Annotated in this window: 15 protein-coding genes; 12 read left to right on the forward strand and 3 right to left on the reverse strand. The window is 72.7% G+C overall.

Going from position 1 to position 15336, the window contains the following annotated elements; translation table 11 throughout:
- Nucleotides 1-3: 3 nt before the first annotated feature.
- From ACIP64_RS27635 to ACIP64_RS27680, 10 genes are all read left to right on the forward strand, one after another.
- Nucleotides 4-834 (forward strand): aldose 1-epimerase, encoded by an 831-nt coding sequence (locus tag ACIP64_RS27635; RefSeq protein WP_401591858.1) that lies wholly within the window; start codon nucleotides 4-6, stop codon nucleotides 832-834.
- A 10-nt stretch (nucleotides 835-844) separates the two neighbouring features.
- The gene (gene pyrE / locus ACIP64_RS27640) at nucleotides 845-1384 is read left to right on the forward strand and encodes an orotate phosphoribosyltransferase (protein WP_360900354.1); all 540 of its coding nucleotides are present in this window, start codon (nucleotides 845-847) and stop codon (nucleotides 1382-1384) included.
- Between the two features lie 191 nt (nucleotides 1385-1575).
- A complete protein-coding gene (gene fbaA / locus ACIP64_RS27645; RefSeq protein ID WP_401591860.1) occupies nucleotides 1576-2598 on the forward strand; it encodes a class II fructose-bisphosphate aldolase in 1023 nt (340 codons plus the stop codon).
- Nucleotides 2599-2678: 80 nt separating this feature from the next.
- Nucleotides 2679-3092, forward strand: coding sequence for a DUF3151 domain-containing protein (locus tag ACIP64_RS27650; protein ID WP_401591862.1), 414 nt, complete (start codon nucleotides 2679-2681; stop codon nucleotides 3090-3092).
- Between the two features lie 195 nt (nucleotides 3093-3287).
- Nucleotides 3288-4121: a tryptophan 2,3-dioxygenase family protein gene (locus tag ACIP64_RS27655; RefSeq protein WP_401591864.1), complete on the forward strand. Its 834-nt coding sequence runs from the start codon at nucleotides 3288-3290 to the stop codon at nucleotides 4119-4121.
- Nucleotides 4114-5355, forward strand: coding sequence for a kynureninase (kynU, locus tag ACIP64_RS27660; RefSeq protein ID WP_401591866.1), 1242 nt, complete (start codon nucleotides 4114-4116; stop codon nucleotides 5353-5355). Before ACIP64_RS27655 ends, kynU begins: the two co-directional genes overlap by 8 nt.
- Before the next feature lie 2 nt (nucleotides 5356-5357).
- On the forward strand, nucleotides 5358-6311 hold the full coding sequence (locus ACIP64_RS27665) for an alpha/beta hydrolase family protein (protein ID WP_401591868.1): 954 nt from the start codon (nucleotides 5358-5360) through the stop codon (nucleotides 6309-6311).
- Nucleotides 6312-6395: 84 nt separating this feature from the next.
- Entirely contained in the window at nucleotides 6396-7688 is a 1293-nt protein-coding gene (locus tag ACIP64_RS27670) for a sensor histidine kinase (RefSeq protein WP_401591870.1), read from the forward strand.
- Complete coding sequence (locus ACIP64_RS27675) at nucleotides 7685-8353, forward strand: response regulator (RefSeq protein WP_401591872.1); 669 nt, start codon at nucleotides 7685-7687, stop codon at nucleotides 8351-8353. The genes ACIP64_RS27670 and ACIP64_RS27675 overlap by 4 nt, the downstream gene beginning before the upstream one ends.
- A 24-nt stretch (nucleotides 8354-8377) precedes the next feature.
- Nucleotides 8378-9595, forward strand: a complete 1218-nt coding sequence (locus ACIP64_RS27680) for a cytochrome P450 (RefSeq protein ID WP_401591874.1) — start codon at nucleotides 8378-8380, stop codon at nucleotides 9593-9595.
- A 63-nt stretch (nucleotides 9596-9658) separates the two neighbouring features.
- Here ACIP64_RS27680 and ACIP64_RS27685 read toward each other — a convergent pair whose 3' ends face one another.
- Nucleotides 9659-11251, reverse strand: a complete 1593-nt coding sequence (locus ACIP64_RS27685) for an ABC transporter permease (RefSeq protein WP_401591876.1) — start codon at nucleotides 11249-11251, stop codon at nucleotides 9659-9661.
- Nucleotides 11248-12168 carry an ATP-binding cassette domain-containing protein gene (locus ACIP64_RS27690; protein WP_401591878.1) on the reverse strand — a complete coding sequence of 307 codons (921 nt, stop codon included), beginning with the start codon at nucleotides 12166-12168 and terminating at the stop codon, nucleotides 11248-11250. Before ACIP64_RS27690 ends, ACIP64_RS27685 begins: the two co-directional genes overlap by 4 nt.
- A 100-nt stretch (nucleotides 12169-12268) precedes the next feature.
- Here ACIP64_RS27690 and ACIP64_RS27695 point away from each other — a divergent pair, with 100 nt between their 5' ends.
- The gene (locus ACIP64_RS27695; protein ID WP_401592097.1) at nucleotides 12269-12730 is read left to right on the forward strand and encodes a GbsR/MarR family transcriptional regulator; all 462 of its coding nucleotides are present in this window, start codon (nucleotides 12269-12271) and stop codon (nucleotides 12728-12730) included.
- A 277-nt stretch (nucleotides 12731-13007) separates the two neighbouring features.
- Here the strand turns inward: ACIP64_RS27695 and ACIP64_RS27700 are convergent, their stop codons facing one another.
- Nucleotides 13008-13787 (reverse strand): diacylglycerol kinase, encoded by a 780-nt coding sequence (locus tag ACIP64_RS27700; protein ID WP_401592099.1) that lies wholly within the window; start codon nucleotides 13785-13787, stop codon nucleotides 13008-13010.
- Between the two features lie 187 nt (nucleotides 13788-13974).
- On the opposite strand from ACIP64_RS27700, the gene ACIP64_RS27705 reads away from it, so the two are divergent.
- Complete coding sequence (locus tag ACIP64_RS27705) at nucleotides 13975-15258, forward strand: adenylosuccinate synthase (protein ID WP_401591880.1); 1284 nt, start codon at nucleotides 13975-13977, stop codon at nucleotides 15256-15258.
- The last annotated feature ends 78 nt before the right edge of the window (nucleotides 15259-15336 follow it).

Genomic DNA, 15336 nt, shown 5'->3' on the forward strand with positions numbered 1-15336 from the left:
TGCGTGGCCACGGACCAGACCCATGACGGGCGAACCGACGAGAACGCAGTCCAACTCGAGGCAGGACAGGCACGGCTGACGATCCACCCGGATCGCGGCTGCCGTGTCGCCTCGCTGACCGTCGACGGCGTGGAGCTGCTCAGGCAGGGCGAGAAATTCGGCTCGTTCCCGATGGTGCCGTGGTGCGGCCGCACCCGGGACGGGCAGTTCCGCAACGGCGGCGTGCTGCATCAGCTGCCCCGCGACGCCGGCCCGCACGCCATCCACGGCACCGGCCGGCACACCGCGTGGGCGCAGGCACCGGGCGGCACCGCCACCGAGGCCAGCTTCTACTTCGACCTGGCCGAGCCCTGGCCGTACAAGGGCCGGGTCACCCAGCGTTTTGTGCTCGCCGAGGACCACGCCGAGCTCACCATGAGCGTGGAGACCACCGGCGACTCCTTCCCCGCCCAGGCCGGCTGGCACCCCTGGTTCCTGCGCAACCTCGGCAGCGGCGGCCAGGACGCTGAGATCGCGTTCTCCCCCGGCTGGATGGAGGAGCGCGGCGAGGACCACCTGCCCACCGGGCGCCGGGTCGACCCCAAGCCGCGCCCGTGGGACGACTGCTTCGGCATGCCGGACGGTGTGGACGTGACGCTGACCTGGCCGGGTGAGCTGCTGCTGCGGGTCACCAGCCCGGCCCCGTGGGTGGTGCTGTACGACGAGCAGCCCGAGGCGGTCTGCGTCGAGCCGCAGTCCGGTCCGCCCAACGGCCTCAACACCGACCCGCGGCTGGTGACCCCGATCGAGCCGCTGGAGATGCGCGCGACCTGGGCCTGGGAACGGCTCGGATAGGCTCGCGACCATGAGCGACGCGCGTGAAGCCCTGCTGCGGCAGATCAAGGACAAGGCCGTGGTGCACGGCAAGGTGACCCTGTCGTCGGGCCTCGAGGCCGACTACTACATCGACCTGCGCCGGATCACGCTGGACGCCGAGGCCGCCCCGCTGGTCGGCCAGGTCATGCTGGACACCACCGCCGACCTGGACTTCGACGCGGTCGGCGGGCTCACCCTGGGCGCCGACCCGGTCGCCACCTCGATGCTGCACGCCGCCGCCGCGCGCGGCCGGAAGCTGGACGCGTTCGTGGTCCGCAAGGCGCAGAAGGCGCACGGTATGCAGCGCCGCATCGAGGGCCCGGACATCGCGGGCCGCCGGGTGCTGGTCGTGGAGGACACCTCCACCACCGGCGGCTCCCCGCTGACCGCCGTGGAGGCCGCCCGCGAGGCCGGCGCCGAGGTGGTCGCGGTCGCCGTGATCGTCGAGCGCGGCGCCGCGCCGGCCATCGCGGAGGCGGGTCTTCCGTACCTCAAGGCCTTCGGTCTCGAGGACCTCGATCTGGCCTGACTCCCGTCCTGAGCTGGGGTTTTCATCAGGGGTCGGTGGTTTCACGTGAAACCACCGACCCCTGACGTATGTCCGCGGTGCGCATAGTGTGGAGCTGATGCGGTCGTCTGCCAAGATGGGGGCGACGATGACGTCGATCCCAGGTCAGGGTCACTCACCGAACAACCCGCACATCACAAGGAGCGGACACAATGCCCATCGCAACCCCCGAGATCTACAGCGAGATGCTCGACCGGGCGAAGGCAGGCAGGTTCGCCTACCCGGCCATCAACGTGACCTCGACCCAGACCCTGCACGCCGCGCTGCGCGGCTTCGCGGAGGCGGAGAGCGACGGCATCGTCCAGATCTCCACGGGCGGCGCCGAGTTCCTCGGCGGCCAGTACAACAAGGACATGGTCACCGGTTCGGTGGCGCTCGCCGAGTTCGCGCACATCGTCGCGGAGAAGTACCCGGTCAACGTCGCGCTGCACACCGACCACTGCCCGAAGGACAAGCTCGACGGCTATGTGCGCCCGCTGCTGAAGATCTCGCAGGAGCGCGTGGCCGCCGGCCGCAACCCGCTGTTCCAGTCGCACATGTGGGACGGCTCCGCCGAGACCCTCGACCACAACCTCGCCATCGCGCAGGAGCTGCTGGCCGAGGCCGCCAAGGCGAAGATCATCCTCGAGGTGGAGATCACCCCCACCGGCGGTGAGGAGGACGGCGTCTCCCACGAGATCAACGACGAGCTCTACACCACCGTCGAGGACGCGCTGCGCACCGCCGAGGCCCTCGGCCTGGGCGAGAAGGGCCGCTACCTGCTCGCCGCCTCCTTCGGCAACGTGCACGGTGTCTACAAGCCGGGCAACGTCGTGCTCCGCCCCGAGCTCCTGAAGGACCTCCAGGCGGGCGTGGGCGCCAAGTACGGCAAGCAGGAGCCGTTCTGGTTCGTCTTCCACGGCGGCTCCGGCTCCACCAAGCAGGAGATCGCCACGGCGCTGGAGAACGGCGTCGTCAAGATGAACATCGACACCGACACCCAGTACGCCTTCACCCGCCCGGTCGTGGAGCACATGTTCCGCAACTACGACGGTGTGCTGAAGGTCGACGGCGAGGTCGGCAGCAAGAAGCAGTACGACCCGCGCACCTGGGGCAAGTCGGCCGAGGCCGGCATGGCCGCCCGCGTCGTCGAGGCCTGCGGCGACCTGCGTTCCGCCGGTACCCGCATGAAGTAGCCGTCGCCCGCGCGCACGGCACCGCCACCGGGCCCGGTCCCTCCACGAGGAGGGGCCGGGCCCCGGCCATACTGGGGCCCATGGCCATTCACGAGAACCTGCTCGGGGGACCGCCCCCGACCCACCTGCCCGACGACCCCGAGCCGCGCGAGCTGCTCGCCTCCGGGGCGGCCGCCGCGGATGTCGCCGCGAAGTACCCGACGTCCTCCCTGGCCTGGGCCGAGCTGGCGGACGATGCCTTCGCCGGCGGCCGGGTCGTCGAGTCGTACGCCTACGCGCGCACCGGGTACCACCGCGGCCTGGACGCCCTGCGCCGCAACGGCTGGAAGGGCCACGGCCCGGTGCCCTGGGAGCACGAGCCCAACCGCGGCTTCCTGCGCGCCCTGCACGCGCTGGCGCGGGCCGCGCAGTCGATCGGCGAGAAGGAGGAGTACGAGCGCTGCTCGACCTTCCTGCGGGACTCCTCCCCGACCGCCGCGGACACCCTGGGCTGATGCCCGCGGGGCCCGGAACGGCCGAGCCAGGACCATCGCGGCAGGTGGGAGGGGCTTGCCGGACCGGGCCCCGACCACGCATGATGCGCGATGGGTCCGGCACGCGCGTGAGCGCCGGCCCGAGGGGACCGGGGCCCGCCGTCGTACGGCGGGGGGCAGACCGCTACCCGGTAGCTCGTATTCACGGAGACACCGATGTCCCACCACCCCGATGTTTCCCAGGCGGCCCCCGAGGCCCCGCACCTGGACTTCGAGGGAACGACCCCGTACGAGGACTACGTCCAGGCGGACGTCCTCACCCATCTCCAGCAGCCCCGCTCCGACGACCCCGGCGAGATGGTCTTCCTGGTGACCACCCAGGTCATGGAGCTGTGGTTCACCGTCATCGTGCACGAGTGGGAGACCGCCTCCCGGGCGCTGGCCGCCGACGACCTGCCGACGGCGCTGGCGGCGCTCAAGCGCAGCACGTACGAACTGGAGTCGCTGAACGCCTCCTGGGAGCCGATCGCGCACCTCACCCCGGCGCAGTTCAACGCCTACCGCGCCGCGCTCGGTGAGGGTTCCGGCTTCCAGTCCGCGATGTACCGGCGCATGGAGTTCCTCCTCGGCGAGAAGTCGTCCTCCATGCTGGTGCCGCACCGCGGCTCGCCGCGCGTCCACGCCGAGCTGGAGAAGGCGCTCCACGAGCCGAGCCTGTACGACGAGGTGCTGCGCCTGCTGGCGCGGCGCGGGCACGCGATCCCGGCGCGGGACGACCTGTCCCAGCGGTACGAGGGCGATCCGGCCGTCGAGCGGGCCTGGCAGGAGATCTACTCCGGCGACCAGGACGCCGACCTGGTGCGGCTCGGCGAGGCGCTGACCGAGGTCGCCGAACTGGTCTGGCGCTGGCGCAACGACCACCTGGTCGCCACCCGCCGCGCGATGGGTGCCAAGACCGGCACGGGCGGCTCCGCGGGGGTCGCCTGGCTGGAGAAGCGCGCCACGAAGAACGTGTTCCCCGAGCTCTGGACGGCCCGCAGCCATGTCTGACAATCCGCACCTCCCCGAGTCCGAGTCCGACTCCGAGTCCCCGGCGGCGAAGGCGCTGCGCCTCGACACCGCCGACGAACTGGCCAAGGTCCGCGACCGCTTCGTGATGGACGACGTGATCTACCTGGACGGCAACTCGCTGGGCGCGCTGCCCGCCGGGGTGCCGGACCGGATCGCGGACGTCATCGCGCGCGAGTGGGGCGCGCTGCGCATCCGCTCGTGGGACGAGAGCGGCTGGTGGACGGCGCCCGAGCGGATCGGCGACCGTGTCGGCGCGCTGGTCGGCGCCGCCGCCGGCCAGGTCGTGGTCGGCGACTCCACCAGCGTCAACGTCTTCAAGGCCGTCGTGGGTGCCGTTCGGATGGCCCAGCAGGCCGACCCGGCCCGCACCGAGGTGCTGGTCGACGCCACGACGTTCCCCACCGACGGCTACATCGCGGAGTCCGCCGCCCGGATGACCGGCTGCTCGATCCGCGCGGTCGACGCCGACGGCATCGCCGCCGCGGCCGGCCCGCGCACCGCCGTCGTCCTGGTCAACCACGTCGACTACCGCACCGGCCGGCTCAACGACCTGCCGGGCACCACCGCCGCGGTCCACGCCGCCGGCGCGCTGGTGGTCTGGGACCTGTGCCACACGGCCGGGGCGCTGCCGGTGGGCCTGGACGAGCACGGCGTCGACCTGGCGGTCGGCTGCACGTACAAGTACCTCAACGGCGGCCCGGGCGCACCCGCGTACCTCTACGTCCGCCGCGACCTGCAACCGCGCTTCGACTCGCCGCTGCCGGGCTGGAACTCCCACCGCGACCCGTTCGCGATGGAGGCCGCCTACCGTCCCGCCGACGGCAGCGTCCGCGGCCGGGTCGGCACCCCGGAGATCCTGTCGCTGCTGGCGCTGGACACGGCCCTCGACGTCTGGGACGGCGTGTCGCTGGGCGCGGTGCGGGCCAAGAGCCTGGCCCTGACCGACTTCTTCCTGGAGTGCGTGGCCGCGTACGTCCCGGCGGGGGCTGTCACCGCGGTGACCCCGGCCGCGCACGCCGAACGCGGCAGCCAGGTCGCCCTGCGGTGCGCCGGCGCGGGCGCGGTGATGACCGAACTCATCGCCCGGGGCGTGGTGGGGGACTTCCGGGAGCCGGATATCCTCCGCTTCGGATTCACCCCGCTGTACACGAGGTTCGCGGACGCGGAGCGCGCGGCGCGGGTCCTCGCCGAGGTCCTCGAAGGAAGCCGGTAAGCATGCACGACCCCACCCCGCCCCCCGTCTCCGCCGGCCGGCCGGAGACGGCTTCCGGGCCGAGCGAGTCCACCGCGGCCGGCGTCGCCGGGGCGGGGGAGGGGGCCGCGCTGCGGGACGCCGCCGAGGAGGCGTCGGCGCTGGGGCACGCCCCCGTGGCGCCGGACGCCACCGCCGCGTACGGCGAACACCCCGACCAGATCATCGACTTCCACCGTCCGGCCGGCGCCGCCGAGGGGCGGCCTGGGCCGCTCGTGGTGTTCTTCCACGGCGGCGCCTGGCGGACCGCGTACGACAGGAGGCACGTCTCGCCGCTCGCGGCGTTCCTGGCGCGGCGCGGCTTCGCCGTGGCCTCGGTGGAGTACCGCCGGGGCAACGGCGGTTCGGCGGCAGGGCGCTGGCCGGACACCTTCGACGACGTGGCCGCCGCCGTGGACGCCGTGCCGGACCTGGCCGTGGCGGCCCTGGGCCCGCAGGCCGTGGACCCCCGGCGGATCGTGCTCGCCGGGCACTCCGCCGGTGGCCACCTCGCGCTGTGGGCGGCGGCGCGGCACGTACTGCCGCCGGAGTCGCGCTGGCACCGCCCGGCGCCCGCCCCGCTGCGCGGGGTGGTCGCGCTGTCGCCCCTGGCGGACTTCACGACGGCGGTGGAGCTGGACGTGTGCTCCGGCGCGGTCGCGGAACTGCTCGGCGGCCCGGAGCAGCTGGCGTCGCGCGGCCCCGAGACCGACCCGGCCGCGCTGCTGCCCACCGGCATCCCGGTGGCCGTCGTGCACGGCAGCGCCGACACCGTGGTGCCGCCGCGGGTGGCGGAGGCCTTCGTGACCGCGACGGCCAAGGCGGGCGAGGAGGCGCAGCTGACGCTGCTGGCGGACGTGGGCCACTTCCCGGTCATCGACCCGGACGCCGACGCGGCGGCCGTGGTCGCCGAGGAGATCGCGCAACTGGCCTGGTGACGCCCGTGTCGTACTTGAGACGGATGCCCGGACGTCATCTTCTGCGGTGACGACGGCGAACGGAGCGATCCCTACGGTGAGAACGTGACCGAGACAAGCCAGACCACGCTGCGGACCGAGCTCCGCATGGCGCGGGGCGCCCTTCAGGGGCTGCGACGGGACCTGATAACCGACGCCTTCGCCTTCCATCCGATGGCGCCGCTCCGTGACGGGCACCCCCTGCTCGGCCTGGTGCCGCGCCGGTTCCGGGGCTACGCCCGCTGGCTGCCGCACGCGACGCTGACCGGCTTCACGGTGCTGCTGATGCTGACGGCGACGGAGGGCTACGCCGGGCTCGGCGGCGTGCTGGCCGCGCTGCTCGCCGGGGTGCCGCTGCTGACGACGATGTTCCGGCCGATCGGCGCCTGGTGGCTGTCGTTCGGGGCGACGTTCGTGACGGCGCTGCTGTACTCCGGCTGGTCGTCCACAGGGCCGTGGACGGACACCGGGTTCGTCTCGCACCTGGTGGTGATGGGGGTGGTGGCGGCGCGCACCCGGCCGCGGGTGGCCGCCGAGATGTGGCTGCTCACCGCGCTGCTGGCGCTCGCCTTCAGCTCCTGGGCGGACTGGTACGGGGCCGACCCGTTCATCATGATCTTCCTGTCCGGCGTCGTGCTGTTCGTCGTGGCGGCGGTGCGCGGGCTGCGCGACTCCCGCAAGGAGGTGGCCGCGCAGGTCGCCGTCACCGAGGTCGAGCGCACCCGGCGCACGCTGCTGGAGGAGCGCACGACCATCGCCCGCGAACTGCACGACGTCGTCGCCCACCACATGTCGGTGATCGCCATCCAGGCGGAGGCCGCCCCCTACCGCGTCGAGAACCCGCCCGAGGAGCTGACCCAGAGCTTCGCGATCATCCGCGAGAACGCCGTCATCGCCCTCACCGAACTGCGCCGGGTGCTCGGTGTCGTACGGGCGGAGGACTACCAGGCCCCGGACGCGCCGCAGCCGACCCTCGCCGACCTCGACCGGCTGATCGCCAACGTGCGCGAGGCAGGGCTCCAGGTGGAGAAGACGGTCACCGGCGCGGTGCGCGAACTGCCGCAGGGCGTCGAGCTGTCGGCGTACCGGATCATCCAGGAGGGGCTGAGCAACACGCTGCGGCACGCGCCGGGCGCCGCCGCCCGGGTCGAGATCTCCTACGTCCTCGGCGGGATCGGCCTGCGGGTCCTCAACGGGCCGCCGCGCGGCCTCCTCAAGCCCTCGCCGGGCGCCGGCCACGGCATCACCGGCATGCGGGAGCGGGTGACGATGCTCGGCGGCGAGATGACCGACGGGACCACCGACGACGGCGGCTACGAGGTCGCGGTCTTCATCCCGGTCCCCGGGGAGCGGGCATGACCGGGAAGACCATCCGGGTGCTGATCGCGGACGACCAGATGATGGTCCGCGAGGGGTTCTCGGTGCTGCTCAACGCGCAGCCGGACATCGAGGTGGTCGGCGAGGCGGTCGACGGCCGGCAGGCGGTCGAGCAGGTCGCCGCGCTGCGGCCGGACGTGGTCCTGATGGACATCCGCATGCCCGAGATGAACGGGCTGGAGGCGACCCGCGAGATCGTCGCCGCGGACGCCGACGCCAAGGTGCTCGTACTGACCACCTTCGACCTGGACGAGTACGTCTACCAGGCGCTGCGGGCGGGCGCGTCGGGCTTCCTGCTCAAGGACGCCTCCGCGCGCCAGCTCGCCGACGGGGTGCGGGTCGTCGCCGCCGGGGACGCCCTGCTGGCCCCGGCGATCACCCGTCGGCTCATCACCGAGTTCAACCGGCTCGGCACACCGCGGCCGCCGACCCAGGAGCGCGTCGGCGACCTCACGGAGCGTGAGACCGAGGTGCTGGTGCTGGTCGCCCAGGGACTGTCCAACGCGGAGATCGCCGGGCACCTGGTCGTCGCGGAGTCCACGGTGAAGACCCACGTGAGTCGGGTACTGGTGAAGCTCGGGCTGCGGGATCGGACCCAGGCGGCGGTCTTCGCGTACGAGGCGCGGCTGGTCACCCCTGGCGGCTGACGGGACGGAGGGTAGTCTCCGCACATGAGCAGCCCTGCGACCGCCTTCGATCCCTGGTCGGCCGAGTTCGTGGCCGACCCCTACCCGGCGTACTCCCGGCTTCGGGCGGAGGGCCGCGCGCACTGGTTCGAGCCCAGCGGCCAGTGGCTGATCCCGCACTACGCGGACGTCAGCGCACTGCTGCGGGACCGCCGCCTCGGCCGTACCTACCTGCACCGCTTCAGCCACGAGGACTTCGGGCGCACCCCGCCGCCGCCCGAGCACGAGCCCTTCACCGTGCTCAACGGCAACGGCCTGCTGGACCTGGAGGCCCCGGACCACACCCGCATCCGGCGGCTGGTCTCCAAGGCCTTCACCCCGCGCACCGTCGAACGCCTCACCCCGACCGTCCAGCGGCTGGCCGGCGAACTCGTCGAGCGGCTGGTCGCCGAGGGCGGCGGCGACCTGATCGCCGCCGTCGCCGAACCGCTGCCGGTCGCCGTCATCGCCGAGATGCTCGGGATACCGGCCCGCGACCGGCATCTGCTGCGGCCGTGGTCCGCGGACATCGTCGGGATGTTCGAGCTCAACCCGACCGAGGAGGCCGCCCGACGGGCGGTCCGGGCGAGCGTGGAGTTCTCCGAGTACCTGCGCGAACTGATCGCCGAGCGGCGCAAGGCCCCCGGCGAGGACCTGATCAGCGCGCTGATCGCGGCGCATGACGAGGGGGACCGGCTCAGCGAGCAGGAGATGATCTCCACCTGTGTGCTGCTGCTGAACGCCGGGCACGAGGCGACGGTCAACACCACCGGGAACGGCTGGTGGACGCTGTTCCGGCACCCCGAGCAGCTGGCGGCGCTGCGCGCGGCGCCGGAGGAGCTGCTGCCGACCGCGATCGAGGAACTGCTGCGCTTCGACACCCCGTTGCAGATGTTCGAGCGCTGGGTGCTGGACGACATCGAGGTCGGCGGCACCGTTATCCCGCGCGGCAGCGAGGTGGCCCTGCTGTTCGGGTCCGCCAACCGCGACCCCGAGCGGTTCGCCGACCCGGACAGCCTGGACCTGACGCGGCCCGACAACCCGCACATCACCTTCGGCGCCGGGATTCACTACTGCCTCGGCGCACCCCTGGCCCGCATCGAACTCGCCGCGTCCTTCTCGGCCCTCCTGCGGCGCGCGCCGCGGCTGGAACTGGTGGCGGAACCGGCCTGGAACGAGGGATATGTCATCCGCGGCCTGCGGGAACTGCGCGTCAGCTGCTGAACGCCGGCGCGCCCCCGGCCGCCCGGTTCTCCCGGGCGGCGGGGGTGCGCCGCCGCCGTGACGTCACGCGGTGAGGTCCCGGCGGCGCAGGGCCGTGAGTCCGGCCGCGCCCAGGGCGAGCGCCAGCACGGTGAGCAGCACCAGCGGGCCCGCGGTGACCTCCGCGGACGGCGCCTTGGGAAGGTGCGTGAAGACCGACAGGTCCATCACCCAGGGCGACAGCTTCAGCGCCGGTCCGTACAGCCCGATCCCCAGGGTCAGCGAGGCCACGCCCCAACTCGCCACCGCGGCCTTGGGAACGGCGCCGTACAGCAGGAGCGCGACCGCCGCCACGCACCACACGGCGGGCAGCTGCACCAGCGCCGCGCCGGTCAGCCGCACCATCTGACGGCCCGCGTCCCCAGCGGTCACCCCGTAGCCGAGGCCCATGGTGAGCCCGGAGACCAGCATGAGTAGCACGCACCCGCCGGCGGCGAGCAGCGTGTGGCTCACGGCCCAGCGGACCCGGCCGACCCCGGTGGCGAGAACGGGTTCGGCGCGGCCGGAGTTCTCCTCACCCTGGAGCCGCAGGACGGCCTGGACGGCATAGAGGGCCGCGATCATGCCCATCACGCCGCTCATCGAGGCGAGATAGGAGTCGACGAGGCCCGACGCCCCGCCCATCTTCCGGATGACGTCGGCGAGTTGCGCATTGCCGCGCACCAGGTCGGTGGCCCCGTCGGCCAGCGCGCCGAGCGTGGCGCCGCCCACGGCGAAGCCGAACGCCCAGCCCCACAGGGAGCCGCGCTGCAACCGCCAGGCCAGGCCCTGCACACCGCGCAGCCGGGGACCGGCCGCGGCGGGTCCGGGACGCGACGGGATGAGGGAGGCGTCGATGTCCCGTCGGGCCACCAGGGCGTACGCGAGGGCGACGAGCCCGGCGACCCACCCGGCGAACAGCGCGAGCACCCACCAGCGTTCGCCGCCGTAGGGGCGTATGTTCTCGGCCCAGCCGAGCGGGGAGAGCCAGGTCAGGGTGCCGGAGCCGCCGTCCCCCGCGGCGCGCACCAGGAAGGCGAGCCCGAGCACGGCGCCGCCGATGCCCCGCGCGGCGCGGGCGCTCTCGGTGAGCTGCGCGGCGACCGCGCCGACGGCGGCGAAGGCGCAGCCCGCGCCCGCGAAGGCGCCTCCGAAGGCCAGGGCCCCGAGCGCGCCGTGGCCGAGCAGTCCCAGCGTGACCAGGACGCCGAGCGCGACGGAGGCCCCGCAACCGGTGAGCAGGGCGGCGGCCAGCGGCGCCCGGCGACCCACGGCCCCCGCGCCGACGAGTTCCAGCCGGCCCTCCTCCTCTTCCTCACGCGTGTGCCGGACGACCAGGAGCACGGCCATCAGCCCGGTGGCGGCGGCGCCGAAGGCCATCATGCGCCAGGCCGTCAGCCCGCCGATGCCGGTGTCGAAGACGGGTCCGTACAGGGCCCGCAGCGAGGCGTTGCCCGCGGTGCTCGCGGCGACCTCGGCGCGCTTGGCGGCGGTGTCGTACAGCGAGCCGAAGGCCGAGGCGGTGGAGACGACGAGCAGGGCGATCGGCACCGTCCACGCCGGGATCATGATCCGGTCGCGGCGGAGCGCGAGGCGCGTGAGCACCGCCGTCCCGGCGAGTGCGTCCGGCCGCGTCACCGCGCCGCCTCCGCCATGCCCGCGGTGTCGCCGTCGCCGGTCTCGTAGTGCCGCAGGAACAGCTCCTCCAGCGTGGGCGGCGTGCTGGTCAGGCTGCGCACCCCGGCCTCGCTCAACCGCCGCAGCACCGCGTTGAGTTCCCCCGCGTCGACCTGGAGCTTCACCCGGTTCCCCCGGACGTCCAGGTCGTGCACGCCGGGCATCCCGTCCAGGGCCGCGACCGGCCCGGCGAGCTCGGCGGTGACCGAGGTCCGGGTGAGATGCCGCAACTCGGCCAGGCTCCCGGTCTCGACGGTGCGTCCCTTGCGGATGATGCTCACCCGGTCGCACAGCGCCTCGACCTCGCTGAGGATGTGACTGGACAGCAGCACCGTGCGCCCGCGGTCGCGCTCCTCCCGGACACACTCCCGGAAGACCTCCTCCATCAGGGGGTCCAGCCCGGAGGTGGGTTCGTCGAGTATCAGCAGTTCCACATCGGAGGCGAACGCGGCGACGAGCGCGACTTTCTGCCGGTTGCCCTTCGAGTAGGCGCGGCCCTTCTTCGTCGGGTCCAGCTCGAAGCGCTCCAGCAGCTGACCCCTGCGTGCCTGGTCCAGCCCGCCGCGCAGCCGCCCGAGCAGGTCGATGACCTCGCCGCCGCTGAGGTTGCGCCAGAGCGTGACGTCACCGGGGACGTAGGCCAGCCGCCGGTGCAGGGCCACCGCGTCCCGCCACGGGTCCCCGCCCAGCAGCCGGGCGCCCCCGCTGTCCGCGCGCAGGAGCCCCAGCAGGACCCGGATGGTCGTGGACTTCCCCGCCCCGTTGGGCCCGAGGAAGCCGTGCACCTCGCCCGTCTCGACGGCCAGGTCCAGGCCGTCCAGTGCGTGCGTGCGGCCGAAGGACTTGTGGAGTCCGGCCACACTGATTGCCTTCGTCATGATTGTGAACGTACAGTAGCTTCACGAATTTGTGAAGATAAGGAACCGTATAAACTCCGGACGGGAGGCGATAGAGGTGGCAGAGCGATCCATCGAGCCGATGACGTTCGTCGAACGGTTCGCGGCGGAACTGGTCGAGGCCGGCATGCAGCGCATGGCCGCCCGCGTCTTCGCGGCGCTGCTCGCCTCCGACACCGGCATGCTCAGCGCCGCCGAACTGGCCGAACGCCTCCAGGCCAGCCCCGCCGCGGTCTCCGGCGCGGTCCGCTACCTCTCCCAGGTCGGCATGCTGACCCGCGAACGCGAGCCCGGCTCCCGGCGCGAGCGTTACCGCGTGCACAGCGACCAGTGGTACGAGACCTTCACCCGCCGCGACCGCATCCTCGCCCGCTGGGAGGGCACCCTCCGCGACGGCATCGAGGCCGTCGGCCCCGACACCCCCGCCGGCCGCCGCATCGCGGAGACCGCCGCCTTCTTCGACTTCCTCCAGAAGGAGATCGTCGACCTGATGGACCGCTGGCGCGAGCACAAGTCCGACCTCCGCGAAAGCGGCCTCCTCTAGCCCCGGTGCCGCCCGGGTCGCGTGCCCGAATCAGCCCACGGCCGACGGCTGCGGCGCAAGGAAAGCGCACGGGCCCCGTTCGGACGCTGTTCCGGCGAGCGGGCCGATGTGTGCGCGGCGAGTGAGCCGAAGGGAGCGGCCGGTGTCGAAAATGAGAGCGCGCGGAGCCTGCGAGGAACGAGTAGGCGAGCACGGTCGACTGTCGACACCGGCTGAGCGACCGGAGGCGAACCGAGCCTCCAAAAAGGCGAACCGGAGGCGAACCGAGCCTTCACAATCAAAAACCCCGCGGCACCGTCAGGCGCCACGCGCCCGGCATCACCGTCCAGGTGCGTCGCCGGACCGGTCCCGCGCTCGCCGCGTCCGCGGTGTAGCGGAAGTCGCGCCCGGAGACCGTGACCGTGCGGGCGTGCACCGGGCCGGCCGGGGCGGCGCCGTCGCGGCGGACGAGGACCTCGGCGATGCCGGGGGCGGCCATGGAGACGGACACCTCCTCGACGCAGTCGTCCAGGTCGGCCAGGACGACCCCGTCGGCCTCGACGCGCAGCCGCTGCACGCCGCGCATGGCGAGCCCCGCGGGGTGGCCGTGCAGGCTCAACGTGCGGGCGAGCGAGCGGGCGCGCCGTTCGACGGGCATCAGCCATGCCGGGGTCGCGGAGGAGATGCGCAGGGCCCCCAGCACGATGCCGCCGCTGTCGTCGAGCAGGAGGTCAAGTTCCCGTTCGGCCCCGTCGAGCACGGCGCGTGCTGCGTTCACCGCGCCGCCGGGCACGCCCAGGGCGCGGGCCAGGGCGGTGCTCCGTCCGACGGGGACCAGTCCGACCACCGCCTCGCCCAGTGCCCGCGCCCCGTGCAGGGCCCGTACGGTCCGCAGCAGCGCCGCGTCGTCGCCGACCACGACCGGGCGCCGCCGCCCCCGGTGCTCCAACACCCGTACGGCCTCTTCCTCGGACTCCGGAAGTGCGATCTTCACGGAGGGCGATCCCCCGCACAGCACATCCTTCGCGATGCGTACGGATTCGCCGTCCATCACACGGGCGGCGGGGTCGATGACCACGAGCAGGGGTTGCCCGACCGGTCGCTGAGCCGACACCTTGGTCCTTCCTCAGGTAACATCTCGGTGCAAGAGCCCCTTGCGCTGCCTTGCGCCAGGGGCTTCGTCTATTCCGGGGCACCGGTCCGACCGCTCTCCCCGCCATGGGGAGCCACGTTGGACATGCCCCGCCCGGAAGGGGTGTACGCCTGTGCCCGCACTTGTGCTGCTCGGTGCTCAGTGGGGTGACGAGGGCAAGGGGAAGGCCACCGACCTGCTCGGTGGATCCGTGGACTACGTGGTGCGCTACCAGGGCGGCAACAACGCCGGCCACACGGTGGTGGTCGGTGACCAGAAGTACGCGCTGCACCTTCTGCCCTCCGGAATCCTCTCGCCCGGGTGCACCCCCGTGATCGGCAACGGCGTCGTCGTCGACCCGGCGGTCCTGCTCTCCGAGCTGAGCGGGCTGAACGAGCGCGGCGTCGACACGTCCAAGCTCCTCATCAGCGGCAACGCGCACCTGATCACGCCGTACCACCAGACCCTGGACAAGGTGACGGAACGCTTCCTCGGCAAGCGCAGGATCGGCACCACGGGCCGCGGTATCGGCCCGGCGTACGCGGACAAGATCAACCGCGTGGGCATCCGGGTGCAGGACCTCTTCGACGAGTCGATCCTGCGGCAGAAGGTCGAGGCCGCGCTGCACGACAAGAACCAGGTCCTGGTCAAGATCTTCAACCGGCGGGCGATCAGCGTCGACCAGGTCGTCGAGGAGTACCTGGGCTACGCCGAGCAGATCGGGGGCTACGTCGCGGACACGACGTTCCTCCTGAACTCCGCCCTCGACGAGGGCAAGGTCGTGCTCCTGGAGGGCGGCCAGGGCACCCTTCTGGACGTCGACCACGGCACGTATCCCTTCGTGACGTCGTCCAACCCGACCGCGGGCGGTGCCTGCACGGGTTCGGGCATCGGCCCCACCAAGATCAGCCGGGTCATCGGCATCCTGAAGGCGTACACCACCCGCGTCGGCGCGGGCCCGTTCCCGACCGAGCTGTTCGACGAGGACGGCGACGCGCTGCGCCGTATCGGCGGCGAGCGGGGAGTCACCACCGGCCGCGACCGCCGTTGCGGCTGGTTCGACGCGGTGATCGCGCGCTACGCGACGCGGGTCAACGGCCTCACGGACTTCTTCCTCACCAAGCTCGACGTGCTGACCGGCTGGGAGCGCATCCCGGTCTGCGTCGCGTACGAGATCGACGGCAAGCGCGTCGAGGAACTGCCCTTCAGCCAGACCGACTTCCACCACGCGAAGCCGGTCTACGAGACGCTGCCCGGCTGGAGCGAGGACATCACCAAGGCCAAGACCTTCGCCGACCTGCCGAAGAACGCGCAGGCGTACGTGAAGGCGCTGGAGGAGATGTCGGGCGCCCCGATCTCGGCCATCGGCGTCGGCCCCGGCCGGACCGAGACGATCGAGATCAACTCCTTCCTGTAGCCGCACCGGGGCCCGCGGGGCGGTCCCACCGGACGAAGGGGCGGGCGCGCCGTACAACCTGTCGGCGCGCCCGCCCAC

Origin of the sequence: Streptomyces sp. NPDC088733, assembly GCF_044751185.1 — a bacterium.
Taxonomy (GTDB): Bacteria; Actinomycetota; Actinomycetes; order Streptomycetales; family Streptomycetaceae; genus Actinacidiphila.

Coding starts and splice junctions, on each gene's coding strand:
- ACIP64_RS27655 (WP_401591864.1), top strand. CDS start 3,288: ATGTCCCACCACCCCGATGTTTCCCAGGCGGCCCCCGAGGCCCCGCAC.
- kynU (WP_401591866.1), top strand. CDS start 4,114: ATGTCTGACAATCCGCACCTCCCCGAGTCCGAGTCCGACTCCGAGTCC.
- ACIP64_RS27690 (WP_401591878.1), bottom strand. CDS start 12,168: ATGACGAAGGCAATCAGTGTGGCCGGACTCCACAAGTCCTTCGGCCGC.
- ACIP64_RS27650 (WP_401591862.1), top strand. CDS start 2,679: ATGGCCATTCACGAGAACCTGCTCGGGGGACCGCCCCCGACCCACCTG.
- ACIP64_RS27695 (WP_401592097.1), top strand. CDS start 12,269: ATGACGTTCGTCGAACGGTTCGCGGCGGAACTGGTCGAGGCCGGCATG.
- ACIP64_RS27665 (WP_401591868.1), top strand. CDS start 5,358: ATGCACGACCCCACCCCGCCCCCCGTCTCCGCCGGCCGGCCGGAGACG.
- pyrE (WP_360900354.1), top strand. CDS start 845: ATGAGCGACGCGCGTGAAGCCCTGCTGCGGCAGATCAAGGACAAGGCC.
- ACIP64_RS27680 (WP_401591874.1), top strand. CDS start 8,378: ATGAGCAGCCCTGCGACCGCCTTCGATCCCTGGTCGGCCGAGTTCGTG.
- ACIP64_RS27675 (WP_401591872.1), top strand. CDS start 7,685: ATGACCGGGAAGACCATCCGGGTGCTGATCGCGGACGACCAGATGATG.
- fbaA (WP_401591860.1), top strand. CDS start 1,576: ATGCCCATCGCAACCCCCGAGATCTACAGCGAGATGCTCGACCGGGCG.